The organism is Vreelandella venusta, assembly GCF_044809155.1.
Classification (GTDB): domain Bacteria; phylum Pseudomonadota; class Gammaproteobacteria; order Pseudomonadales; family Halomonadaceae; genus Vreelandella; species Vreelandella venusta_B.
The window spans coordinates 3,541,251-3,563,563 of record NZ_CP085241.1; the positions used below are offsets into that span (position 1 = coordinate 3,541,251).

Sequence of the window (22,313 nt, forward strand, 5' to 3'; positions counted from 1 at the left end):
CGTCTTAAGCGGGCATTGTCTTCTTAAGCACAAAGGGCGCCACGGCGCCCTTTTCGATATGCAGCGGCGAACGCTTAGCTGTGCACTGCGCGAATCCGGCCGTTGTCATCAAGCGCCACCATCACAAAGCGCGCTTCGGTGACTTTCTGACGCTCTTCAATATGGCGGCCATGGGGCGCACGCACCCATACCTCCACATCAATTTTGATCGAGCTGTGGCCAATATCCTGCACCTGGGTATAGACGCTTACCATCGACCCAACGCGTACCGGGCTTAGAAAATCCATCGCTTCAATGGCAACGGTTGCGTTTCGCCCGCCGGCTTCACGGCCTGCGGCAAGCTCAGCGGCTTGATCCATCAGATTAACGAGCCATCCACCAGGAATATCGCCGTAGAGATTGGTATCTTGTCGAGAAGCCAGTAGCTTTAACGTGAGCTGCCCTTGGGGCGCAGGCACGTCATCCAAATCAGAATCCAACGGTGTCATAAGGTCGTCGCTTTGTAAGTTTATTGTTGTGATGTTGCTGCATCGCAACAGAATGGCATTAGTTAATCACAAGAGGAAAGACGTTTGAAGGGTAACGGTTTATCTCCTGGGAAGAAATATCGCCTGCGCTTAGCGTTGCTAGGCACACTCCTCCTGGTCGTCCAGATAGCCTGGGGGCAGCCGACAGCGCCCACCCTTACCAGCGGCACGCTAGGGGCAGTGGGGTCTGACACCATGGCGGGGCTGGTGTTACGCTGGGGAGAAGCGCTCACCGCTCGCCACCCCGACATTAATCTGCAGTTTCAAGCGGGCGGTTCGGCCAGTGCACCGACGGCGCTTATCGCTGGCACTACACGCCTTGGCCCCATGTCCCGGCCAATGTCTGCGACTGAGCGCCAGCAGTTTATCGACCGCTATGGCTACCCGCCCCTAGAGCTTCGCGTAGCGCGGGATGCCCTGATTGTGGTTGTGCATCGTCACAACCCGCTTGACGCGTTAACCCGCCAACAGATCGATGCTATTTTCTCGACCAGTCTCGCGTGTGGAGCCACGCGCCCAATTAGACGCTGGGAAACGTTACTTGAGACCGCGCAATGGCCTTATGGACACATTGCGTTGCATGGGCGCAACTTGGCGTCCGGCACCCATGGGCTGTTTAAACAGCAGGCGCTGTGTAATGGGCAGTTCCGGGTCGATATCAGCGAGCACCCTGGCTCATCCGCCGTGGTTGCCGCCGTGGGAGAGTCGCCTAATGCGATGGGCTATGCGGGCTACAACCACCTTACCCCGATGGTAAAGGCACTCCCACTTGCCGACCAGCATGGCAACACCCTGGCACCGACGGATTCATCGATCCAGCGGGACGACTACCCTTTCTCTCGCGATCTTTATCTCTACGTTAATTTACCGCCGGGGGAGTCGTTACCCGCTGCAGAGCAGGCGTTTATCGCGCTGATTATGTCGCCAGAGGGTCAGGCAATTGTCCGTGCCTCAGGTTTTGTACCGCTGCCGCCGGAGGAATTAAATGCTCAACAGCCCTGGTAGCCACTGTCATTTAATTGTCATAAAAATGTTTTAGGGTAGGGAAACTCCACCATGCATGTTTATTTTAGCGATGGCACCCGCTGCTCTATGATGTCGACATGACTCCTCCTCGGCTACCCCGTGTTTATCTGCCGCTGCGCCAACTTCAAGACCGTATTGCCACTGGACTCATCACCGCCGGGGGCATTGGGGTGCTATTGGCGATTCTTGCCATTGGCGTTTTCCTTATTTGGGAAACGCTGCCGCTGCTAGCGCTAGGCGACACCTTCGCGCTTAGTAAGCTATCGCCGCTGGCGTGGGGCACCCTAAAAGCCGCGCTCGCCGCAATGCTGTTTGCCACACCGATTGCGCTGGGCGCCGCGATCTACTCAGCGCTGTTTATGTCGACGCGATTGCGTAGTCGGCTAAAACCCGCGTTAGAGCTTATGGAAGCCGTGCCTGGCGTCGTAGTGGGCTTTATTGCGGGTTTAGTGCTCGCTCCCTGGGTAGAGCGCCACTTAGCGAGCGCCCTGCTGCTCATCGTATGGCTGCCCTTCAGCGCTCTATTAGCGGGCGCTTTGTGGCACGTTGCCGCCGCTCGGCTGCGTCAGCGCTTGCCGCACTCCTGGGCAGGGTTATGGTTAATTCCGTGGCTTGTAAGCATGGTCGCCGTGGCGCTATGGCTCGCGCCACTGCTGGAGCAGCACCTGTTAGGGGGTGACCTACGCCGCTTGCTCGACCAGCGCTACGGCATGGATTACGCCACACGCAACGCCCTCATCGTCGGCATCGCCATGGGGTTTGCCGTCATCCCAAGTATTTATGCGCTAGCCGAAGATGCGCTCGCTGATATCCCGCCGACTCTGATGGAAGGCGCGCAAGCACTGGGCGCAAGCCGATGGCAGGCGCTCTGGAAAGTAGCGCTGCCCACCGCGAGTCCCGGCATCTTTTCAGCGGTGATGATTGGCGCAGGCCGCGCCGTGGGTGAAACCATGATCGTACTCATGGCGAGCGGTAACACAGCTCTGTTTAGCGCCAGTCCCTTTGAAGGGTTGCGCTCGCTCTCCGCCGCCATTGCCATTGAACTGCCCGAAGCAACCCCCGGGGGGCTTACCTACCATCTGCTGATTTTGGCAGCGCTTGCGCTATTCATCTTCACATTTTTAGTGAATACCCTGGCAGAAACAGTGCGCCAGCGCCTACGCCGCCGCTACCACCGGCTGGGGGGCAGGCAATGACGCCTCTTTCCGAACAGAGTAAGCGGCGGGTGAGCTGGTTAAACGATGGGCTGTGGCCGTGGTTATGTGCCGCCTGCGTGGCGCTTTCACTGCTCATGTTAGCGGCGCTGCTTGCTCTGCTTGCAACACGCGGCTTGGGCCACTTCTGGCCCGCCGCCCTGGAGGAGGTCACGCTTGCGTCGGGTGAGCGTGTGATTGGTCAGCCCGTACGCGAAACGCCGCTGCCGCTAAACGCAGGCATGGAGCGGCTCTATTTCACCGGCAACAGCGACATTACCGGGGCTAACTGGCGCTGGATAAACCTTGAGGAGGTCGTCGAACAAGCGACTCCAAACGACCTGATCCGTCTAGAGCGCACTCCGTGGGGCGATTTTATTGGCCGTTTAGTGGCCATAGAGAGTGATGACCAGCGATTAACCGGACAGGCAGCGGAAGACTACATTCTTACGACGCTTGCACAACCTACGAGCCAGCGAAGCAGCAGCGAGTTACTGCTGATAACGGCCGACGGCCAAACGCTGCGCCAGCCGCTTGCCAGTGTTCGTCATATCCAGGCCCCTAACGCCATGTCGTGGGGGCAGAAAGCTGCGGCCTGGGGGCAAAACGTGTGGCGCTTTTTAAGCGAAGGGCCGCGGGCTGCCAACACCGGCGGCGGTGTGTGGCCGGCTATATTTGGCACCGTGCTGATGGTGATTTTAATGTCAGTGATTGTGACCCCGTTTGGCGTGCTGGCGGCGATTTATCTCAATGAAATCGCGCACCAAAACCGGCTCACTCACCTCGTGCGCATTGGCGTGCGCAACCTGGCCGGCGTACCGTCGATTGTATATGGGGTCTTTGGCCTTGGGGTCTTCGTTTACGGCATCGGCGGCTCGATTGATCAGTGGTTCTTCAGCGACGAGTTACCCTCGCCTACCTTCGGCACCGGCGGGCTGTTATGGGCCTCTCTCACCCTCGCGCTATTAACCTTGCCGGTGGTAATTGTGGCAACGGAAGAGGGGTTAGCGCGTATCCCCGACGCCCAGCGCGAAGGGGCCGTAGCGCTCGGTGCGACACGCCTGGAGATGCTGACCAGAGTGGTGCTGCCCATGGCTACCCCTGCGATGCTCACCGGGGTGATATTAGCCATCGCCCGGGCCGCCGGGGAAGTAGCTCCCTTAATGCTGGTAGGCGTTGCCAAACTGGCGCCGCAAATGCCGCTGGATGGTGACTTTCCTTATTTGCACCTTGAGCGCAAGTTTATGCATCTTGGCTATCATCTATTTGATACAGCGTTTCACGGGGAAGATGTTCAGGCCGCCATTCCTCTCGTTTATGCCACCGCATTGCTGTTAGTGCTAATTGTGCTGGTGCTTAACTTAACTGCCATATTTTTGCGTCATTATTTAAGGCGTCAACGAGGAAACGAATGCTAGCGTCCTTAACGTCTACCCAAGCAACACACGCTCCAGTGACTACGTTTGCACCTGAGCAGTGCTGCCTAAGCATTAACCAGTTTAACCTCGCCTATGCGGGGAAATCTGCTTTGCGACAGTTGACGCTCGACGTGCCTCGCCACCGTGTGACCGCGTTTATCGGTCCCTCTGGCTGTGGCAAATCCACCCTGCTCAGGGCAATTAATCGGCTGCATGACCTTAATGAATCCGTTTCTCATAGCGGGCATATCGCGCTTGAAGGACAGGATATTCATGCTCCTCAAATGAACGTCACTGAGCTGAGGCGGCGCGTGGGCATGGTGTTTCAAACCCCTAACCCGTTTCCTATGTCGATTTATGAAAATGTCGCCTTTGGGCTGCGCTTACAGCGCCGTTTACCCAAGCGTAAGCGGGACGACATTATTGAGTGGGCACTAACGTCTGCCGCGCTATGGGACGAGGTTAAAGACCAGCTGCACCGTTCAGCATGGCAGCTCTCCGGCGGGCAGCAGCAGCGCTTAGTCATTGCCCGCACGCTGGCCGTACAGCCCGACGTATTACTCTTAGATGAACCTGCCTCGGCGCTGGACCCCATCTCAACGCTTAAAGTAGAAGAGCTGATCCGCAATCTTAAATCGCAGCTTACCTTAGTGCTGGTCACTCACAATATGCAGCAGGCCGCGCGGGTTTCCGACTACACGGCGTTTATGCATCACGGTGAACTGGTTGAGTTTGGCTTAACCGACCAAGTGTTCACCAACCCGCGTTTACAACGCACTGAAAATTACATCACCGGCCGCATCACCTAGGCCCCAACGACATCCCGTCAGGAGTGCGCAATGGATATTAATAGCGAAACCCACAGCCAGCATATTTCTCGTCAGTTCAACCAAGAACTTGAAGAGCTAAAAACCCACCTGATGGCCATGGGCGGCTTGGTGGAGAAGCAGGTGCAAGATGCGGTCTATGCGCTGCTTGAAGGCGACAGTCATCTCGCCGAAAAAGTGCGTGATAACGACCGCCAGGTCAACGACCTGCAGCTACAAATAGATGACGAGTGCACTCGCGTACTGGCACGCCGTCAGCCAGCAGCGTCTGATCTTCGCTTGGTACTGGCGGTTATTCGCGCCACCTCAGATCTTGAGCGGATCGGCGATGAAGCCAGCAAAATTGCCCGTAACGCAATGCTATTAAGTGAAAGCAATGGCAGCGTTCGCGGCCTGGTAGAAGTGCGGCACATCAGTGAACACGTGCGCAAGATGCTGCGCGATGCGTTAACAGCCTTTGCTCGCTTTGATACCGAGCTTGCCATGCAGGTAGTGCGTGAAGACGAGCTTGTTGATGACGAGTACGGTAGCGCCATGCGCTCGCTAATGACTTTTATGATGGAAGATACTCGCTCAATCAGCTCCGTGCTAAGCATCATGTGGGTTCTGCGCGCTCTGGAGCGTGTGGGCGACCACGCCAACAACCTCGCCGAGTATGTTGTCTACCTTGTTAAAGGATTGGATATTCGCCATACCAACCTCGATAGTATCGACCAGGAAGTGCTTAACAAGTCTTGACCTACCCCTCAATACCTCCTGCAATACGCCCAAATGCTCTGTTTGGGCGTATTGTTAAGGAGTCAACAGGTTGAATGCATTAACCGCACTACGCCGAGGCACCTATTTGGTGTATCAAAAGGGCCTACGGCGCTATATTTTTCTGCCTCTTCTGGTCAATTTGGCAGTGTATGTCAGCATGCTTAGCTGGGTGTTTCACCGCTTCTCTGGCTGGCTAAATAGCGCAATGACCATGGTGCCTAGCTGGCTTGAGTGGTTATCTTGGTTCATTTGGCCATTGTTTTTCGTCAGTCTTCTATTAGTTGTGTTTTTCACCTTCACACTGGTCACTCACCTGATCGCTGCGCCGTTTTACGGCTTTTTGGCTGCCAAGGTAGAGCAGCAAGTTACTGGCCGCGCACCGTTAGATGACCGCGGGCTGGCAAAAACGGCGATTGATGCCGTAGGACGCGAGCTGGTTAAGCTAGGCTACATCCTGCCCCGCGCAGCAGCGCTGTTCGTCGTAAGCTGGATACCTGGGCTTAACCTACTTTCGCCTGTCTTATGGGCGCTTTTTTCTGCCTGGATAATGGCCATTACCTATTTGGATTATCCAATGGACAACAATAAGATAACGTTTCGGGATATGCGCCACCGGCTTTCGCAGCGCTGGTGGCCAAGCCTGACCTATGGCGGATGGGTAACCGTCGTCACCTGGATTCCCCTAGCAAACGTATTCTTAATTCCCGGTGCAGTCGCAGGCGCCGTTTTGATGTGGGACCACCACTACCGTGGCGCGCTCACTGCGAAATGAACATCTGGAATGAACAAACTTTTCGGCCGCCCACAAAAACAAGACCCCGCCGTGGCGGGGTCTAGATAACTCTTAATATGGGCGATGCTTGGCGTTAGCTTCCTATCCTTTTGCGGGACTCCAACCTTGGAATTAACCCTGACTAACGTATTGATCGTCGCTAGATTCACTCCTTGAATCGGTGAGCATCCTTGCGTAGGACATCCTTGCCCTTGATATGCTCATTCCTTAGCGTAAGAGTTATTTCCAACTTTGTAAAACAATGTTATCGATTAAAATTATCAATCACGATGCGCTATTTTCTTCAACAAGCTCTTCTGGCGTGTACTCTTCATCATCGCTCATATCAGATGAATTAGGCTCACCGACGACGTCTGAACCTTGTGTGTCGTGATCAGTAGTTAAATCTTCAGTATCGTAGCTGCCCTCATCCGCACTATCTTGCGAATGACTATCTAGGGGCTGCTCATCAGCTGTAATACCTTGGTTTTGATCAATTGATGAATTTTCAGTGGTGTCGGCGAATGCTAGAGGGCTAGCCATCAAGCCAAAAGATACACCTAAAATGCCAGCTTTCTTGAGTAATTCCATGGACATCATATTCCGTCTCCTCGATCGCTGTTTGATACCGCTAAATTTAAGGAAGAGTGCCATATAGGCTTACCAGTTCCAGCGGTTATCTTCCTTACCAAGATGATTGCATTACCTATGCCACTTTGCCAAAAAAATTTATAAAGTTATAAAATACAGATACTTATTATTTTTTATAACGCCTTTTTGACCGCTAGGAAAGCACACTTAAAACCACAAAAGTGGCTAAAAATGACACATGCGCAGAGTTTGACCATTCTTAACAGTCAAACTGACACACTTATACAAAAATTGTTCATCAAGGCGGGGGCGGCTTTGAAAGCCAATAGACGGTGAAAGTAAATAGTGTGGCAAGCGCCACCGAATTAGCGGGCCAAGACCCGAGTGGCAGGAAATATGCAGCGAAACCTCGCGCCCTCACCAGGCCGGGAGACGATGTGCAGCTGGGCATCATGGCGTAGCAGCACATGCTTAACAATGGCTAGGCCCAAGCCAGTGCCGCCAGTTGCTGTGCTGCGCCCTTTATCAACCCGGTAGAAACGCTCGGTCAGTCGGGGGATATGTACAGGGTCAATCCCCTCACCATTATCCTCTACCGCGATGCAGGCGCTTCCATTCTCTTGTGTGGTCCAGCTCAGGGTTATTTGACTCCCGGCCGGTGTGTAGCGAACCGCGTTAAACGCAAGGTTAGAAATAGCGCTGCGAATTTCCTGCTCACTGCCTACTAGCTGCGCCTCTCCCTCAACGTGCACGTCGATATTATGCAACAGGCTATTTGCCGCATGCCCCCCTTGCTGCTGACTGGAAAGCGCCACGGCATCCTGACGAATGCTCTCAAGCAACGGCCCAACGGCAAACGGCTGGTGATCTTTTCCACCTTGGTCAATTTCTAGCCGTGAGAGCAGTAGCAGGTCATTGACCAAGCTTTGCATGCGTTTGGTTTGCGCCTCCATCTGCCCAATTCCGCGGCCTAAGCGCGGTGGCAGCTGGTCGCTTAAGTCACTGTACGTTTCCAAATAGCCGGAAAGCACGGTTAGCGGAGTGCGTAGCTCATGGGAGACGTTGGCGACAAAGTCGCGACGCATCTGCTCCAGGCGATGCAGGCGGGTAATGTCTCGCGCCATAACGAGCCGCTCATCGTCGCCATAAAGGGTAATTTGATACTGTAGAATTCGGCGCTCATCAATAGGCGAGGTCAGCGTTAAAGGCTCGCCATACTCGCTGGCATTGAAATAGCTGATAAAGCGCGGGTCACGCAGCAGATTCGTAATATGCTGCCCCCGGTCGTGGGCGGTTTGCAGGCCCAGCATTTCTGCGGCGGCGCTATTCCACCACTCCAAGTCACCGTGGCGGTCTAGCATCACAACGCTGTCGCGCATCGCTTCTGAGGATTCTTGAATACGCGCAAGGGTCGCCCGCAAACGTGTCTGCGTAATACGCTGACTCTTTTGGTAACGGTAGAGGCGATCAAATAGCTCGCCCCACATACCGTGGGCCGAAGGTGGCTCATGCTGGGGATGCAGCGTCAGCCACTGAAAAAGCGCCCGCAGCTGGCGAAGGTGATAAAACAAACACACCGCCAGCCCTGCGGCAAGCCCCAGCCCTGGCGCGCCTAACGCCCAGCCTAGCAAAACTCCGACGGTCGCCAGCCAAGCAATTCGCCACACTTCTCGACCCCAAAGACGCACGCGTTACACCCGTGCGGAGAAGCGGTACCCAGTACCTCGCACTGTTTGGATAAGGTTTTGGTGGGCTTCGCCCAGAGCTTTACGCAAACGGCGGATATGTACATCAACGGTGCGCTCTTCAACGTACACATTGCCGCCCCAAACCTGATCAAGCAGCTGGCTGCGGGTATAGGCGCGTTCTTGGTGGGTCATAAAAAACTGCAACAGGCGATATTCGGTGGGGCCCATTTCTAACGCTTCACCATGCGCGCTTACCCGGTGGCTCACCGGGTCGAGCAGCAGGCCATTAATTTCAATAGGGTCTTCAACGCCCCTGGGGGTCGTGCGTCGCAGCACGGCTTTTAAGCGGGCCACCAGCTCACGCGGTGAGAACGGCTTAGTGATGTAGTCGTCAGCACCCGCCTCCAGACCTTGAATTTTATTATCCTCTTCACCCTTGGCAGTGAGCATAATAATCGGGATTTCAGCGGTCGCCTCTTCGCGTTTTAGCCGCCTTGCAAGCTCGATACCGCTGGTGCCGGGCATCATCCAATCCAGTAGCAGTAAATCAGGCTGATGGTCGACCACCATTGCATGGGCATCTTGGGCGTTATCCGCTTCAAGCACGTGATAGTCAGCCATTTCCAGCGCCACTGCGATCATTTCGCGAATCGGCGCCTCATCATCGACAATCAAAACGGTCTTGGCGGTCATTCCTAGGCCTCACGGTGTGCAATGAAACTAGCTCATAGAAAACAGTTCAATGAAGTATCTGTGACGATAACACCATGACTTGGTGACAATTTTATGACAAGCACCATATTTAGCCAGTGATTGGCCACCAGCTCAGCGCAATACCGGCAAAAATAAGCAGCCCCGACCAGTAATTATTCAGAAATGCCTGGAAGCAGCCATCACGCTCACGGTGCGCAATTAGCCGCTGCTGATGGGCAAACGTTGCTGCCATCGCGACTAGCCCCAGCCAGAAAAAACCGCCTAACCCTACGCGTAGCCCGACCCAGGCTAACAGCGCCAGCGTGGCAAACTGCAGCAGGCCAATGATCAACCGGTCAGCGTCTCCGAACAGCACCGCCGTTGATTTAATGCCGATTTTTAAGTCATCGTCGCGGTCAACCATGGCGTACTGGGTATCGTAGGCCACGGTCCACAATACGTTGGCGAAAAACAGCAGCCATGCCTCAAGGGGCACGCTCCCAAGCACGGCGCCAAACGCCATGGGTATCGCCCAGGAGAAAGCCGCCCCTAGCACCACTTGGGGAAAGTGGGTGTAACGCTTCATAAAGGGGTAGATAAACGCCAGTGCCAAGCCGCCAATAGAGAGCAAGACGGTAAACCAGTTGGTAAGCAGCACTAGAATAAACGCAGCCGCGACTAGCCCAACGAACAGCAGCTGCGCTTCGGTTTCGCTGATGCGACCGGTGGCAAGCGGCCGATGCTTGGTGCGCTTCACATGGCCGTCAAAATGGCGATCCGCATAATCGTTTACCACGCAGCCCGCCGCGCGCATCACGTAAACACCGGCAATAAAAATCAGCAATACATTGCGCCCAGGTACACCCTCTGCCGCAATCCACAGCGCCCATAGGGTTGGCCACATCAAGAGCCAAGTACCAATGGGCCGATCCAGGCGCATCAGCTGTAAAAAATCCGCCACCCGAGCCCACCCCGTTGGCCGCAACAGAGAACGATCCATGCTTACCTCACGAAAAAAGATGCCGTATTAGCCTAGCGCGAAGGCAGGCCAAGATCATCCGCCATAGTGGATAAAAAATACTCTTGAACCAGCAGCGAAAGCCCGCTGTGCTGAAAAACCGAGCGCCGCCCCCAAACGCCGGCCACTGTAGGCGCACATAGGTGGTGGGCAAAGCGCGGCCAGTGCTTGGTGGCATATAGCGGGCCGCGCACTAAATCAGGCTGGCGAAACAGCCAGCTGCCTAGCGAACGCTCGCCAAGCCCCTCTAAGCCTTTCCCCTGCAGCTGGGTGAGCGGCGCCACCGAGCGGGCAACCACCCAAGGCGTATCGTCCACACAGAGCGCGACTTCTCGCAGCCATGCATAGCGTCGTGGTTCAATCCCCAGGGCCAGCGCCTCGTCCCGCTGGGGAAAGCCAATGGTTTGGCGTAATAAACGCACTCGAAACGGCTTATCGCCTGCCGCCGCGGTTAGCCGCGCAGTCAACGAGTCGGTAGAAGCCACCCAGTGCTGCCAGGGCGTACTCATCGCAGGGCGCAGCGCATCAACGGGTAGCCAGTGCGCAAAAGGCTGGGCTTGCCGGAAAACTGGAGCCTTCACCGGATTCTCCAAGGCAGTCAAAAAAGTGGGCGGTAGTGTAACATGGTGCTCTCACAGGCTTTTGTTCCACCGACTTTTGGTGACTGCATGCCCACATCGTCTCAACAAGGTACCGCTCCCCCCCACGCAGCGCTGGTGATTATTGGCACCGGCATGGCGGGCGTTGGCTTAGCCCGCGCGCTGCGCCGCCAGGGAGATACGCGCACTATCACGCTGGTTAGCGCTGACAGCGGCGATGACTATAGCAAGCCGATGCTCTCCACCGGCTTTGCCAAGCGCTTAAGCCCCGATAAGCTCGCCCAGCGCAACGCGCAGGCGCTTGCCGACGAGCTAGACGCCCAGGTAATTACCCACACCCAAGTCACGCAACTGGATGTGGATAACCAAACGATACGCCTGAGTGACGGCCAAGCGCTTGGCTATGACGACGTGGTATTGGCCACCGGCGCGGCTCCACGCACGCCGTTTCGTATACCTAGTGCACTGGCTGAGCGTTGCTTTACCGTCAATGACTTAGATGACTATCGCCGCCTGCACAGGGCGCTCACAAAGCCTACCCGCGTCGCGATTATTGGCGCTGGCCTCGTGGGCTGTGAATTCGCCAATGACCTCCACGCAGGCGGGCATCACGTCACTATGATCGCGCCTGAAAGCGCCCCGCTGCCGCGCCTGCTTCCCGAGCCGTTAGGTGTTGCGCTGGCCGATGCGTTTCAAGCAGCGGGCATTCGCTTAGCGCTAGGGCGCACCTTGGAAACCCTGTCTCAAGATGCAGACAACGCGCTGGCGCTGCAACTGGACAACGGCGAGCGCCACACGGTGGATATTGCGCTGTTAGCCACCGGCTTGGCGCCCCGCACTCAGCTTGCCGAAGCGGCCGGGCTGAACGTTAGCCCCAGCGGCATCCATGTGGATCGGCAGCTACGCACGAACCGCCCGCATATATTTGCGCTGGGCGATGTGGCCTGTATCGATGGCGTTAACGCCATGTATGTACAGCCGCTGCAGGCTAGCGTGAAAGCCCTGGCTGCAACGCTGAGCGGCTCGCCAACATCAGTGAGCTTGGGCGCTTGGCCGGTGGTCGTCAAAACACCGCTACTGCCCGTGGTGGCCTACCCTCCCGCTCAGCCGCCGGAGCACTGGCGAATCGAGGGCGATGGCGACGATTTTACGGCGCTTGCCGAAGATAAAGACGGACGTTTGATTGGTTTTGCGTTGACAGGCGGCTGTGTGAGAAGGAAAGTGGAGCTTTCCAGAGCGGCCCCTGCGCTGCTAGGCTGATTTTCGCCGCATTCACGACTAGTCTAAAGAAGCTGGACCAGCCGGGTAATGCTTTAAACAATACTGTTTTTACACATCACAAGCGTACGCTTGATTTTGTTACAAGGGAGTTTCCTCTATGCGTAAACCTGAACTCGCCGCTGCTATTGCTGAAGGTGCCGACCTTTCCAAAGACAAAGCGGGCCAAGTCCTCAACGTCATTCTGGATGAGATCACCAACAGCGTCGCGAAAGGTGAAGATGTCGCCCTGATCGGTTTTGGTACTTTTACCGTTCGTGAACGCGCTGCTCGTACCGGCAAGAACCCGCAAACCGGCGCGCCGCTACAGATTCCCGCCAGTAAAAACGTTGCCTTTAAGCCAGGCAAAGCGCTCAAGGACGCTGTTTCCTAATGAAGCTCAAGCTGACGTTGTGGCTGCTGAGTTTTATGCTCAAGCGCGCCCTGCGCCGCAAGCCACGCTTCAAAGAGCAGCTGGAACGCATGCGCGGCCTGGACTGGGGAATTGCCACGGAAGACTTAAGCATTGCCCGCTACTACCGGATGACGCCCCAAGGGGTGTCGTCCGACAAAGGCCTGCCCGTGGATCTTGACCTTGAGCTACGCTTTCGCGATCAAGATGCCGCGTTGCGTATACTCAAAAAGCCTACTCAGCAGGCGTTTTTAGACGGTATGGTAAACGGCGAGGTGCGCCTCGTCGGCGACTCCGCCGATATGAACAAGCTGCAAAAGCTACTGAAATATTTGTAACCCTGTTCGGCCAGTCGCTGATGGCTAATACCCCGTAGCCCATCGCGCTGCGGGGTTTTTTGTTGGCTGCGCATCGCTGTCGATTTTATAGCGAACGCCTAGCCACTCGCCACAACAGAATATAAACTAAAGTCTAATAAGAGACGCAGCAAAGAGACTCTATGCCACTTTCATCGCCTCTACGGCGTCTTTGGACACTGGATAAGTTTGCCTACAGCCTGCGGGTGTTTATCGCCTTCAGCGGGGCACTGCTGTTCAGCGGGCTAGCGGGGGATGTGGCGCTCGTTATTCCGCTCTTTTTAGGCATTATCGCAAGCGCGCTTTCCGAAACCGATGATAGCTGGCAGGGCCGTTTGCAGGCGTTAGCGGTCACCCTGTTATGTTTTGCCTCGGCGTCGTTTGTGGTGCAGTGGCTGTTTCCGTGGCCGTGGCTGTTTGCAGTGGGCTTGGCGGTCTCAACCTTCACACTGATTATGCTGGGGGCGATTGGTCAGCGTTACGCCACTATTGCCTCCGGCACGCTGATTCTCTCGATCTACTCGATGATCAATATTGAACAGCACGGCGGCGTGGATGAAGACGTCGCCGCGCGCCAACTGCTGCTGTTAGCCGGCGCGGCGTGGTACGGGGTCATTTCCGTTGTATGGTGTGCGCTGTTCTCCCGCCAGCCGGTCAAACAGAGCATGGCGAGGGTATATAAAGCCCTAAGCGCGTTTTTAATTCTCAAATCTGCGCTGTTTGAACCCGTGCGTGGCGTGGATATAGAGGCCCGCCGAGTGGCGCTGGCGCGGCAAAACGGCCAGGTCGTGGATGCCCTTAACCAAGCAAAAGAGATCATTTTTCGTCGCCTGGAAGGGCAACGGGGCAGTCGCAAGCTGAACCGCTATCTGCAAATTTACTTTATCGCACAGGATATCCACGAGCGGGCAAGCTCCACTCACTACCCCTACAGCGCGCTCACCGAAGCGTTTTTCCACCACGACGTGCTGTTCCGTTGCCAGCGTCTATTAGACCAGCAGGGCCGTGCCTGCCGCCAGCTGGCTAAGTCGCTGCTGCTTAACCGCCCCTTCAGCCACGAGCAGAGCGAGCAAGCGCTGGCGGATCTGCGTGCCTCTATCGACAACCTAAGCGAGCGCGGCAAGCCCGAGTGGCGGCCTTTAATACACCCCCTCAACGCCTTAGCCGATAACCTCTCAACGCTGGAGGCGCAGATTGCCAGTGCTCACAATCCCGATAACGTGGACCCGCGCCGGGACAGCACGCTCTTCGACCGCTCGCCCTCCAGCCTGTTGGAAGCCTGGCGACGGGTACGGCTAAACATTACCCTGGGGTCACCCACCTTTCGCCACGCGGTACGCTTAACCACCGCGCTGGTCGCGGGCTACGGGCTGCTGCAGTGGCTTGACCCGGAGCAGGGCTTCTGGATTTTGCTAACCACGCTGTTTGTCTGCCGCCCCAATTTCGCCACCACGCGACGCTTCCTTTCCCAGCGCATCATCGGCACGATGCTTGGGTTAATCGCGGGCTGGGCGTCGATTAGCCTATTTCCACAACCCTTGGTGCAAAGCATGATTGCAGTGGCCGCGGGCGTCTCGTTTTTTGCCAATCGGGAAAAACACTACGTCATTGCAACGGCCTCCATCACCCTGCTGATACTGTGCAGCTTTAATCAGGTAGGCGATGGCTTTGATCTGATCTGGCCGCGCCTGTTTGATACATTGATTGGCTCGTTAATCGCGGGGCTCGCGGTGTTTTTTATTCTGCCCGACTGGCAGGGCCGGAGGCTCTACCGGGAAGCCGCCAACGTACTAAACAACCACCGGCGCTATTTAGACGAAATTATCCATCAGTATGAAGAGGGCAAACAGGACGATTTGGCCTACCGGCTCGCGCGCCGTAATGCCCACAATGCCGATGCGGCACTCTCAACGCTGCTGACCAATATGCTCCACGAGCCGGGCCACTACCGAAAGCAGGATGCCGACAACGGGCTGCGTTTTTTGGTGCTGTCCAATACGCTGTTAAGCCATCTTTCAGCACTGGGTGCCCACCGCCACCGGCTTGCAGAAGATGAAGACGATGCTGCACTGGTTCCTCTTGCCAAGCGCATCAGCGCCCTTTTAGAACAGCTGGCAGAGCAGTTGCATAACCGTTTACCCATCGAGCCACTCGATGAGCACGCCAAAGAGCTACTCGCGCAAATGGAAGGGCCGCCAGTTACCCAAGAAGAGAACGCTGTGGCGCTTTACCGGCCGATTCAGAGCCAGCTACGTTTAATCACGCAACAGCTAGCCCCTTTAGGCGATGCCGCTAGCCGTTTAGCCAGCGCACCCGCTGTGGAGCCAACGCACAGCGCTGCTTAGCAGCACGGTGCTACACCTGCCCGTAGCGCCCTACGGCCTCGCCCAGCCAGCGGCGCACCAGCACAGCAGTGACATCAGCATTGCCCTGAAGCGCCTGGGCCAGGGCGGTGACCCGCTCTAGCTGGTCGGCATCGCGCTCTAAATCTGCGATCTTCATTTGGGCAAGGCCGGTTTGGCGGGTGCCCAGCACCTCGCCGGGGCCACGAATCTCCAGGTCTTTTTCAGCAATGCGGAAGCCGTCGGTGGTTTCCCGCATCACGCCCAAGCGCTCCCGTGAGCTTTTGGAGAGCGGCGGATGGTATAGCAGCACACAGAAGCTTTCTGTGCTGCCACGCCCGACCCGGCCGCGCAGTTGGTGAAGCTGTGAAAGCCCCAAGCGCTCCGGGTTTTCGATAATCATCAGGCTGGCGTTGGGCACATCCACCCCCACCTCGATTACCGTGGTCGCCACCAGCAAATCTAACTCGCCGGTTTTGAAGGCGTCCATCACGTCGGCTTTTTCCGCTGCTTTCATGCGACCGTGAATCAGCCCAATGGCCAGTTCCGGCAGCGCCTGGGTGAGTTCATCCCGCGTCACCTCAGCCGCTTGGCACTGCAACACCTCGGACTCTTCGATCAACGTACACACCCAGTAGGCTTGGCGGCCGTCGCTACAGGCATTACGGATGCGTTCCACCACTTCGGGGCGGCGCTCGTCAGAGACCACGACGGTTTTCACCGGCGTGCGCCCCGGCGGCAGTTCGTCAATCACCGAGACATCGAGATCCGCATAGGCGCTCATGGCCAGCGTGCGGGGAATCGGCGTGGCCGTCATGATGAGCTGGTGGGGCGTTAACCCACCGGCTTCGCCCTTTTCTCGCAAGGCGAGACGCTGGTGGACGCCAAAACGGTGCTGCTCGTCAATAATCGCCAGGCCCAGGCACTGAAAATGAACGTCATCCTGAAATAGCGCGTGCGTCCCCACCACCATGCGCGCTCGGCCATCGGCAATGGCGGCTTTAGCATCCAACCGCGCCTTGCCTTTTAACTTGCCCGCCAGCCATGCCACTTCAATGCCCAGCGGCTCCAACCAGGCTTTAAAGGAGCGGTAGTGCTGCTCCGCCAGAATCTCCGTGGGCGCCATCATCGCCGCTTGGCAGTTGCCCGCCAGCGCTGAGAGCGCCGCCATCGCGGCGACCACGGTTTTGCCAGAGCCGACATCCCCCTGCACCAGCCGCAGCATTGGGGCGGGGCGGGCAAGGTCGAGAGCAATCTCTTCCAACACGCGCTGTTGGGCGCCGGTCAGTGCAAACGGCAGCTGCGCTAAAAAACGCGTTTGCAGGCTACGCCCAGAGGGCAGCACCGGCGCGCCGTCGGCCTGAATACGCAGGCGCACTTCCCGCAGGCTAAGCTGGTGGGCCAGCAGCTCTTCCAAGGCGAGCCGACGCGTAGCGGGGTGAAGGCCGTGGGCTAACTGCTCTAAATCCACATCCGGTGGAGGCTGGTGTAAAAGCTGCAGGCTGGCGTGTAGCCCCGGCAGCTGGAAGCGCTGACGCAGGGCATCGGGAATCACATCGGGCAACGCGTCGGGGGCTTGTGCTAACAGATGCAGCGCCTGCTGGGTCAGTGCGCGCAAGCGGGTTTGGTGCAGCCCTTCGGTGGTGGGGTAAATCGGCGTGTAGTACTCCTCTACCGGCGTCTCACTGCCGCCGCTGAGGCGGTACTCAGGGTGATAAATCTCAAGCCCCGTCGCTCCCGCACGCGCTTCGCCAAACGCCCGCACGGTCACGCCAGGGCGAAGCTGCTGCTGTTGCGCCGGCGAAAAGTGAAAAAAGCGCAGGCTCAAGATGCCGCTGCCGTCGCGCAAGCGAATCAATAAACTGCGCCGGCGCCCTTTCACCACATCATTGGCGGTCACCTCTCCCTCTACCACCGCTTCATACCCTGCCCGCAGCTGGCCAATCGGGGTGAGTCGTGTGCGATCCTGGTAGCGCAACGGCAGGTGAAACAGCAGATCGCTGACACGCTCGATGCCGAGTCGGGCAAGCTTAATCGCCAGCGCTTCGCCTACGCCTTTCAGCGCCGTTACCGGGGCGGAAAGCTCACTCATGAGGCGCTATTCACCTTATGCACCGGCTGCCTGCACTGGCTAATCGCTTGGGAAAGCGCATCAATGGCCTTCGGCCTTGGAAAGCTTGCCCGCCAAGCGATGGCAACTGTGCGTGAGGGTGCTGGGTCGGCAAACGGGCGGCTGACCAGCATGGCATTTTCATATTGGTCGGTTCCGAGTGCTGACTGTGGCAATACCGTAATTCCTAACTTTGACGCCACCATATGCCGAATGGTTTCCAGTGAACCGCCCTCTGCAATCAGCGTATTATTCGGGCTGTTAAGCTTCTGGGTAATCGCCGGGCAGGCCTCTAAAATCTGATCGCGGAAACAGTGGCCTTCGCCCAGCAGCAGCAGCCGCTCTTCTAATAAGTCCTCTTTGTAAATGACGTCACGCTCCACCCAACGGTGGTTAGCGGGCATCAGGACTTCAAAGTGCTCATCATAGATCGGCTTGGTGACCACGTCGGTTTCGGTAAACGGCAGCGCGACGATGATCACATCCAGCTCGCCACTGCGCAGCTTGGCCCTCAGCGTGCCGGTCATCCCCTCTTCAATATAGAGCGGCATTTGCGGCGCGGCGTTGGCAAGTGCAGGCACCAAGTGGGGAAATAGATAGGGCCCAATGGTGTAAATAGCGCCAATCCGCAGAGGATTAGCTAGCTGGTCTTTCCCCGCACTGGCCATTTCATAAATCAGGCTGCTCTGCTCTAGCACCCGCTGTGCCTGGGCAATAATTTTTTCGCCTAGAGGCGTCACTTGCACAGTAGATTTCGAGCGCTCGAAGAGGGGACTATCAAGCTCCTCTTCCAACTTCTTAACGGCCACGGAGAGCGTTGGCTGGGAAACATGGCAGCGTTCTGCCGCCCGCCCAAAGTGGCGCTCTTGAGCAAGGGTTACGATATAGCGAAGTTCTGTTAAAGTCATAACGGTGCCAGTGGGCATCCTCTCGTTGCTGCTTGTGACTAATAATCGTGACAGTTAGCGGGATGGCAAGGACAAGCAAGTCCTATTGACGATGTCACATCTCATAGAGACTTTGTATCTGATAGGGAATATTTATCAAGAGGAGTGAGCCAGGTGAAGCTAACTGTATTGATTATCGGCTGTGGCGATATCGGCATTACCTTAGGTCGTGAGCTGCTCAGCGAGGGGCATCGCGTCATTGGTTTGCGCCGCCACGCTGATGCCTTACAGGGTAGTGGCATTGAGCCGCTAGCGCTGGATCTCAACAATCTTGAAGGCGCCGATGCGACAGCACTGCCTCAAGCCGACTACGTGATTTACACCGTCAGCGCCGACCGCTTTGAAGAGAGCGCCTATCAAAGCGCATACCCCGATGGCCTTAAACGTGTATTAAGCGTGTTGGAACAGCACAAAAAGCCGCCAAAGCGTATTTTCTTCGTCTCATCGACCAGCGTGTATGGCCAGCAAGAGGGCGAGGTCGTCAACGAGGCAAGCCCGACTGAATCCACCAGCTTCTCCGGCAACCTGATGTGTGAAGCGGAGCAGGCGCTGCTCAACCATTCGCTACCCGGTACCGTCGTGCGCTTTTCGGGCATCTACGGCCCAGGCCGAGACCGGCTGATTCATCAGGTAGCAGAAGGCCGTATCTCCCCGGTAACGCCGGTGATTTACTCCAACCGTATTCACCGGGACGACTGCACCGGTATTTTGGCGCATTTAATTCGCTGCCAAGAGAAGGGCCAGCCCCTTTCCGACCTCTACCTGGGGAGCGACTGCGAACCGGTTACCATGCACAACGTGATGGCGTGGCTAGCCAAACAGTTGAAAGTAGAGTCGTCTGAGACCATGCAGTCACCGCTGCGCCGCCGTACCAGCAAGCGCTGCGATAACAGCCGACTTCTTGAGACTGGCTATGAGTTTCGCTACCCAAGCTACAAAGAGGGCTATGCCCAAGTGCTTAAAGAGGGCGGCTTTTTAGAAGCGCAAAAGGCGTAACATCTAAACGCACCTGTGCGGCTATTTAGCGTGTTAGTGGCACCACAATGCAAAGAGCGGGCTGTTTGAAACAGCCCGCTCTTTTTTATACCTACCCATTAAACGTCACATTAAACCGTGGCGTTTAGTCACCAATGACCATCACGGCCTCGGCTTCTACTTGGCTACCTTTAGGCAGCGCTTTCACGCCTACCGCTGCGCGGGCCGGGAACGGCTGGGAGAAGAACTCCTCCATCACCTTGTTTACAATGGCAAAATTGTCTAGATCAACAAGGTATAGGTTGAGCTTAACGATATCGCCCAGCGAACCAGCCGCTTCTTCACATACCGCTTGCAGGTTGGTGAATACCTGACGTGCCTGGGCTTCGAAATCCTCAGAGATGATCTCCATTGTCTCTGGATTGAGGGGGATCTGACCCGACATATACACCGTATTGCCTGCTTTAATCGCCTGTGAATAGGGACCAATGGCAGCGGGTGCTTTTTCGGTATTGATAACGGCTTTATTGCTCATGGGTGATCGTGCTCCTTCCTTAACGGTTTAAACTGATTATTTTTACCCATCACCCGTGCTGCCACCTTTTGCCGGAGGCCCGCAGGTATGGGCTGTTAATTCGCCATTCGGGTAATTTTGCTAACGTTAGGCAAGTTACGGATACGCTTGATAATACGGGCAAGATGAACGCGCCCTTTCACCGATAGGGTTAAATTAATCGTAGAGAGGCGTGCGTCACGCTCCTCAATGCCAATGCGCTCAATATTCGCATCCGCATCGGTCACCAGCCCGGCCAGTTCGGCCACCAGCCCGCGACGGCTTTCAATTTCAATGCGCAGCGCAACGGGGAAGTCATCTTCAATCGTTTCCGACCACTCAAGCGCGAATAGCTTTTCAGGATCATTCTTCAAATCGGCGAGGTTGCGGCACTCGCTGCGATGCACCACCAGCCCCTTGCCTACCGAGAGATGGCCGACCACCGGGTCACCGGGCAGCGGGTGGCAGCAGCGGGCGAAGTTGATCACCATGCCTTCACTGCCGCTAATCACGACGGCTTTATCGTTGCCTTCCGTCAGGGGTTGGTCGCGACGGTCGCCGTGGGCGACATCGACTAACCGCCGCGCCACCACGTGGGCCATTCGGTTACCTAGCCCCAGCGACTCCAACAGCGAATCCAGCGAGGTGACATCCAGTTCTTTAAACGCTTGGCTGAAAACACCCTCATCCAGCTCTTCTAAACTGGTTTCAAACGGCGTCAGCGCCTTATTCAGCAACCGGCGGCCCAGCATAATGGCCTCAGCCTGCTGCTGGTGTTTAAGCGCGTGGCGAATGGCCGAGCGCGCTTTAGCTGTCGTTACAAAATTCAGCCACGCTAGATTAGGCTTAGCCCCCGGGGCAGTGATAATTTCCAGCGTTTGGCCGCTTTCTAACCGGGTGGAAAGCGGAGCGAGGTGACGATCAATACGGCAGGCAATGCAGTTATTGCCAATATCGGTATGCACGCTGTAGGCGAAATCAATCACTGTGGCACCCTGAGGCAACTCCATGATGTCGCCTTTAGGGGTAAACACGTAGATATCATCGGGGAACAGGTCATTTTTGACGTGTTCAATAAACTCTAGGGAGTCACCTGCGTGGCGCTGCATCTCCAGCAGCCCTTTTACCCAGGCGCGGGCGCGCGCATGGCTACCTTCGGCAATCGGATGATCGGTTTGCCCCGCTTTGTAAAGCCAGTGGGCGGCAATCCCGTTATTGGCCATGGCTTCCATTTCACGGGTGCGAATCTGCACCTCGATCGGCATACCTCGCTGGCCAAACAGCGTGGTGTGGAGACTTTGGTAGCCGTTCGCCTTGGGTATAGCAATATAGTCTTTGAAGCGCCCCGGTACCGGCTTGTAGAGATTATGCACCACGCCAAGAATACGGTAACAGCTGGCCACATCTTCGGTAATGATGCGAAACCCGAACACGTCCATAATTTCCGCGAACGGCTTGCGCTGGTCGCGCATTTTTTTATAAATCGACAGTAAATGCTTCTGACGACCAACAACCGTTCCCGGCAGCGCCTCGTCATCCAGGCTCTGCTGTAGTGACGACTGGATTTCCCGCATGGCACTACGGCGATTACCCCGCGCGCTAGCCACCGCACGTTTGATACGCTCGGCGCGCATGGGATGAATAGCTTGAAAAGAGAGATCTTCTAACTCAATCCGGATGGTATTAATGCCCAGACGCCCGGCGATACGCGCGTAAATTTCCAGCGTTTCGCGGGCAATACGGCGCTTTTTATCCGGACGCAGCGCGCCCAGCGTGCGCATATTATGCAGCCGGTCAGCCAGTTTAACGATAATGACGCGAATATCCCGCGACATCGCCAACACCATTTTTTGAAAATTCTCCGCCTGGGCAACGGCTTTATCTTCAAAGGTGATCTGCGTTAGCTTGGAGACGCCATCGACGAGTTCAGCCACCGGTTTACCAAACTGTGCCACCAGGGCTTTTTTTGAGACGCCGGTATCCTCGATCACATCGTGCAGCATGGCCGCCATCAGGCTCTGATGGTCCATGTGCATATTGGCGAGAATATTGGCGACGGCGAGCGGATGGGTAACGTAGGGCTCGCCAGAGCGACGACGCTGACCATCGTGAGCCTGCTCGGCGTAGTAGAAGGCGCGCTTGACCTGCTGGATCTCGTCCGGGGGTAAATAGCCGCCAAGTCGGTCGGCCAGGTCATCGATGGTGAACATTTACCGCGCCTCTAATCGGTTCGTAGCCCTAGTGGTTCTG

General features: G+C 56.4%; 21 protein-coding genes. 11 read left to right on the plus strand and 10 right to left on the minus strand.

What is annotated here, in order from left to right; all coding sequences use genetic code 11:
* Positions 1 to 74: 74 nt before the first annotated feature.
* Positions 75 to 488, minus strand: a complete 414-nt coding sequence (locus tag LG301_RS16380) for an acyl-CoA thioesterase (RefSeq protein ID WP_404472203.1) — start codon at positions 486 to 488, stop codon at positions 75 to 77.
* A gap of 84 nt (positions 489 to 572) precedes the next feature.
* On the opposite strand from LG301_RS16380, the gene LG301_RS16385 reads away from it, so the two are divergent.
* The 6 genes from LG301_RS16385 to cysZ all read left to right on the plus strand — a co-directional run bounded on the left by LG301_RS16385 (position 573) and on the right by cysZ (position 6,522).
* Positions 573 to 1,532 carry a PstS family phosphate ABC transporter substrate-binding protein gene (locus tag LG301_RS16385; protein ID WP_404472204.1) on the plus strand — a complete coding sequence of 320 codons (960 nt, stop codon included), beginning with the start codon at positions 573 to 575 and terminating at the stop codon, positions 1,530 to 1,532.
* A 98-nt stretch (positions 1,533 to 1,630) separates the two neighbouring features.
* Positions 1,631 to 2,749: an ABC transporter permease subunit gene (locus LG301_RS16390; protein ID WP_404472205.1), complete on the plus strand. Its 1,119-nt coding sequence runs from the start codon at positions 1,631 to 1,633 to the stop codon at positions 2,747 to 2,749.
* Positions 2,746 to 4,164 carry a phosphate ABC transporter permease PstA gene (gene pstA / locus LG301_RS16395; RefSeq protein WP_404472206.1) on the plus strand — a complete coding sequence of 473 codons (1,419 nt, stop codon included), beginning with the start codon at positions 2,746 to 2,748 and terminating at the stop codon, positions 4,162 to 4,164. The genes LG301_RS16390 and pstA overlap by 4 nt, the downstream gene beginning before the upstream one ends.
* Positions 4,158 to 4,973 carry a phosphate ABC transporter ATP-binding protein PstB gene (gene pstB / locus LG301_RS16400; protein ID WP_404472207.1) on the plus strand — a complete coding sequence of 272 codons (816 nt, stop codon included), beginning with the start codon at positions 4,158 to 4,160 and terminating at the stop codon, positions 4,971 to 4,973. Before pstA ends, pstB begins: the two co-directional genes overlap by 7 nt.
* Positions 4,974 to 5,003: 30 nt before the next feature.
* On the plus strand, positions 5,004 to 5,729 hold the full coding sequence (gene phoU / locus LG301_RS16405) for a phosphate signaling complex protein PhoU (RefSeq protein WP_404472209.1): 726 nt from the start codon (positions 5,004 to 5,006) through the stop codon (positions 5,727 to 5,729).
* 70 nt (positions 5,730 to 5,799) lie between these two features.
* Entirely contained in the window at positions 5,800 to 6,522 is a 723-nt protein-coding gene (cysZ, locus tag LG301_RS16410) for a sulfate transporter CysZ (RefSeq protein WP_404472211.1), read from the plus strand.
* Positions 6,523 to 6,807: 285 nt separating this feature from the next.
* On the opposite strand, the gene LG301_RS16415 is transcribed toward cysZ, so the two are convergent.
* The 5 genes from LG301_RS16415 to LG301_RS16435 form a co-directional block, all read right to left on the minus strand.
* Entirely contained in the window at positions 6,808 to 7,119 is a 312-nt protein-coding gene (locus LG301_RS16415; protein ID WP_404475310.1) for a hypothetical protein, read from the minus strand.
* Positions 7,120 to 7,478: 359 nt separating this feature from the next.
* Entirely contained in the window at positions 7,479 to 8,801 is a 1,323-nt protein-coding gene (phoR, locus tag LG301_RS16420) for a phosphate regulon sensor histidine kinase PhoR (RefSeq protein WP_404472213.1), read from the minus strand.
* A gap of 3 nt (positions 8,802 to 8,804) precedes the next feature.
* The gene (phoB, locus tag LG301_RS16425) at positions 8,805 to 9,494 is read right to left on the minus strand and encodes a phosphate regulon transcriptional regulator PhoB (RefSeq protein ID WP_263066650.1); all 690 of its coding nucleotides are present in this window, start codon (positions 9,492 to 9,494) and stop codon (positions 8,805 to 8,807) included.
* 109 nt (positions 9,495 to 9,603) lie between these two features.
* A complete protein-coding gene (gene ubiA / locus LG301_RS16430; RefSeq protein ID WP_404472215.1) occupies positions 9,604 to 10,494 on the minus strand; it encodes a 4-hydroxybenzoate octaprenyltransferase in 891 nt (296 codons plus the stop codon).
* Between the two features lie 32 nt (positions 10,495 to 10,526).
* Complete coding sequence (locus LG301_RS16435; protein WP_404472217.1) at positions 10,527 to 11,093, minus strand: chorismate--pyruvate lyase family protein; 567 nt, start codon at positions 11,091 to 11,093, stop codon at positions 10,527 to 10,529.
* A gap of 87 nt (positions 11,094 to 11,180) precedes the next feature.
* On the opposite strand from LG301_RS16435, the gene LG301_RS16440 reads away from it, so the two are divergent.
* The 4 genes from LG301_RS16440 to yccS all read left to right on the plus strand — a co-directional run bounded on the left by LG301_RS16440 (position 11,181) and on the right by yccS (position 15,481).
* Positions 11,181 to 12,371 (plus strand): NAD(P)/FAD-dependent oxidoreductase, encoded by a 1,191-nt coding sequence (locus LG301_RS16440; RefSeq protein WP_404472219.1) that lies wholly within the window; start codon positions 11,181 to 11,183, stop codon positions 12,369 to 12,371.
* A 118-nt stretch (positions 12,372 to 12,489) separates the two neighbouring features.
* Positions 12,490 to 12,762 (plus strand): HU family DNA-binding protein, encoded by a 273-nt coding sequence (locus LG301_RS16445; protein WP_009098191.1) that lies wholly within the window; start codon positions 12,490 to 12,492, stop codon positions 12,760 to 12,762.
* Entirely contained in the window at positions 12,762 to 13,118 is a 357-nt protein-coding gene (locus LG301_RS16450) for a hypothetical protein (RefSeq protein WP_404472221.1), read from the plus strand. The genes LG301_RS16445 and LG301_RS16450 overlap by 1 nt, the downstream gene beginning before the upstream one ends.
* 161 nt (positions 13,119 to 13,279) lie before the next feature.
* Positions 13,280 to 15,481, plus strand: a complete 2,202-nt coding sequence (gene yccS, locus LG301_RS16455; protein WP_404472223.1) for a YccS family putative transporter — start codon at positions 13,280 to 13,282, stop codon at positions 15,479 to 15,481.
* A gap of 10 nt (positions 15,482 to 15,491) precedes the next feature.
* On the opposite strand, the gene recG is transcribed toward yccS, so the two are convergent.
* Both recG and LG301_RS16465 read right to left on the minus strand, forming a co-directional pair.
* Positions 15,492 to 17,570: an ATP-dependent DNA helicase RecG gene (gene recG, locus LG301_RS16460; protein ID WP_404472225.1), complete on the minus strand. Its 2,079-nt coding sequence runs from the start codon at positions 17,568 to 17,570 to the stop codon at positions 15,492 to 15,494.
* The gene (locus LG301_RS16465) at positions 17,567 to 18,496 is read right to left on the minus strand and encodes a hydrogen peroxide-inducible genes activator (RefSeq protein WP_404472227.1); all 930 of its coding nucleotides are present in this window, start codon (positions 18,494 to 18,496) and stop codon (positions 17,567 to 17,569) included. The genes recG and LG301_RS16465 overlap by 4 nt, the downstream gene beginning before the upstream one ends.
* Before the next feature lie 153 nt (positions 18,497 to 18,649).
* Between LG301_RS16465 and LG301_RS16470 the strand changes: the two genes are divergently transcribed.
* The gene (locus tag LG301_RS16470) at positions 18,650 to 19,531 is read left to right on the plus strand and encodes an SDR family oxidoreductase (RefSeq protein ID WP_404472229.1); all 882 of its coding nucleotides are present in this window, start codon (positions 18,650 to 18,652) and stop codon (positions 19,529 to 19,531) included.
* Positions 19,532 to 19,655: 124 nt separating this feature from the next.
* On the opposite strand, the gene LG301_RS16475 is transcribed toward LG301_RS16470, so the two are convergent.
* Positions 19,656 to 20,045, minus strand: coding sequence for a RidA family protein (locus LG301_RS16475; RefSeq protein ID WP_404472231.1), 390 nt, complete (start codon positions 20,043 to 20,045; stop codon positions 19,656 to 19,658).
* Positions 20,046 to 20,140: 95 nt separating this feature from the next.
* Positions 20,141 to 22,273: a RelA/SpoT family protein gene (locus tag LG301_RS16480; RefSeq protein WP_404472233.1), complete on the minus strand. Its 2,133-nt coding sequence runs from the start codon at positions 22,271 to 22,273 to the stop codon at positions 20,141 to 20,143.
* Between the last annotated feature and the right edge of the window lie 40 nt (positions 22,274 to 22,313).

Excerpts from the sequence above, each read along its gene's own strand:
- phoB (WP_263066650.1), bottom strand. The coding sequence starts at position 9,494 with ATGACCGCCAAGACCGTTTTGATTGTCGATGATGAGGCGCCGATTCGC.
- recG (WP_404472225.1), bottom strand. The coding sequence starts at position 17,570 with ATGAGTGAGCTTTCCGCCCCGGTAACGGCGCTGAAAGGCGTAGGCGAA.
- LG301_RS16475 (WP_404472231.1), bottom strand. The coding sequence starts at position 20,045 with ATGAGCAATAAAGCCGTTATCAATACCGAAAAAGCACCCGCTGCCATT.
- yccS (WP_404472223.1), top strand. The coding sequence starts at position 13,280 with ATGCCACTTTCATCGCCTCTACGGCGTCTTTGGACACTGGATAAGTTT.
- pstB (WP_404472207.1), top strand. The coding sequence starts at position 4,158 with ATGCTAGCGTCCTTAACGTCTACCCAAGCAACACACGCTCCAGTGACT.
- LG301_RS16380 (WP_404472203.1), bottom strand. The coding sequence starts at position 488 with ATGACACCGTTGGATTCTGATTTGGATGACGTGCCTGCGCCCCAAGGG.
- LG301_RS16465 (WP_404472227.1), bottom strand. The coding sequence starts at position 18,496 with ATGACTTTAACAGAACTTCGCTATATCGTAACCCTTGCTCAAGAGCGC.
- LG301_RS16480 (WP_404472233.1), bottom strand. The coding sequence starts at position 22,273 with ATGTTCACCATCGATGACCTGGCCGACCGACTTGGCGGCTATTTACCC.
- pstA (WP_404472206.1), top strand. The coding sequence starts at position 2,746 with ATGACGCCTCTTTCCGAACAGAGTAAGCGGCGGGTGAGCTGGTTAAAC.
- LG301_RS16445 (WP_009098191.1), top strand. The coding sequence starts at position 12,490 with ATGCGTAAACCTGAACTCGCCGCTGCTATTGCTGAAGGTGCCGACCTT.
- LG301_RS16415 (WP_404475310.1), bottom strand. The coding sequence starts at position 7,119 with ATGTCCATGGAATTACTCAAGAAAGCTGGCATTTTAGGTGTATCTTTT.
- ubiA (WP_404472215.1), bottom strand. The coding sequence starts at position 10,494 with ATGGATCGTTCTCTGTTGCGGCCAACGGGGTGGGCTCGGGTGGCGGAT.
- LG301_RS16450 (WP_404472221.1), top strand. The coding sequence starts at position 12,762 with ATGAAGCTCAAGCTGACGTTGTGGCTGCTGAGTTTTATGCTCAAGCGC.
- phoU (WP_404472209.1), top strand. The coding sequence starts at position 5,004 with ATGGATATTAATAGCGAAACCCACAGCCAGCATATTTCTCGTCAGTTC.
- LG301_RS16440 (WP_404472219.1), top strand. The coding sequence starts at position 11,181 with ATGCCCACATCGTCTCAACAAGGTACCGCTCCCCCCCACGCAGCGCTG.
- LG301_RS16390 (WP_404472205.1), top strand. The coding sequence starts at position 1,631 with ATGACTCCTCCTCGGCTACCCCGTGTTTATCTGCCGCTGCGCCAACTT.